1 pseudogene is annotated in these 572 nt (G+C 46.3%); it reads right to left on the bottom strand.

Going from position 1 to position 572, the window contains the following annotated elements:
* Nucleotides 1-572 (bottom strand): annotated as a pseudogene (locus F959_RS16690) (hypothetical protein); the annotation flags it as partial.

Below are 572 nucleotides of genomic sequence, written 5' to 3'. Positions count from 1 at the left end.
GTATCGCGAGAAGTTTCAAAAGTGAGGGTACCTAGATCAGCAATATCACCGACAGGATGTTCAGCTTGAGGGAAAGCACCGATGATGGTGTCAGCTACAGTATCAATACCCGTATTGATAATTTCAGTTTTTAAGCTTTCAACGCCTTGTAGAATATCGATGCCTTCTTGAACAATACCTGTGACAGGATTATTACCAAGATCACCGCCTGTAATACCATCAAGAGCACCAGTGACTAAGTCGATAGGGCTACCATCAGTACCACCTGTAATACCATCGATGACACCAGTCACAAGATCAATTGGATTACCGTCTGTTCCACCCGTGATTCCATCAATCACGCCAGTGGCTAGGTCGATTGGACTACCATCAGTACCGCCAGTAATGCCATCAATGACACCAGTGACGAGATCAATCGGACTACCATCGGTTCCACCTGTGATGCCATCAATCACGCCAGTCACTAAGTCAATCGGACTACCATCGGTACCGCCAGTAATACCGTCAATGACATCAGTCACCATTTCTAGTGGTGTACCATCAGCAAGATCACCGAGATTGCCAAGGTCATC

This window comes from Acinetobacter venetianus RAG-1 = CIP 110063, from assembly GCF_000368585.1.
Classification (GTDB): Bacteria; Pseudomonadota; Gammaproteobacteria; order Pseudomonadales; family Moraxellaceae; genus Acinetobacter; species Acinetobacter venetianus.
The sequence above is the reverse complement of the archived record's forward strand: the minus strand, read 5'-3'. Positions and strand labels throughout refer to the sequence as shown.